Here is a 302-nt window from a genome sequence, read left to right as displayed (position 1 = left end):
CGCAAGGAGATCATCGCGGACGAAGTCGTCGCTGCGCTCTGCACCCATCTCGGCGTCGAGGCGATCGCGACGCGCGCTACAAGCGCCACAACCGACGAGGTGCAGTCGTGACCAATGCCGAACCGGTGAAGGTCGAGGTCGGGCTCGGCGACCGCGCCTATGACATCCTCATCGGTTCCGGATTGCTAGCGCGCTCCGGCGAGGAGATCGGGCGCCGCCTTCCCGGCACCCGCGCGGCCATCGTCACCGATGAGAACGTTGCCGCCGCGCATCTCGACACGCTGAGGGCGGGATTGGAGAAG

At 67.2% G+C, this 302-nt stretch carries 1 pseudogene; it reads left to right on the top strand.

The window, feature by feature from the left end:
* Positions 1-107 precede the first annotated feature (107 nt).
* A pseudogene (locus tag EN850_RS35450) lies at positions 108-302 on the top strand (3-dehydroquinate synthase); the annotation flags it as partial.

The organism is Mesorhizobium sp. M8A.F.Ca.ET.207.01.1.1 (assembly GCF_004794715.1).
Lineage (GTDB): Bacteria > Pseudomonadota > Alphaproteobacteria > Rhizobiales > Rhizobiaceae > Mesorhizobium.
Note: the sequence above shows the minus strand (reverse complement) of the source record. Positions and strands in the feature narration are given on the sequence as shown.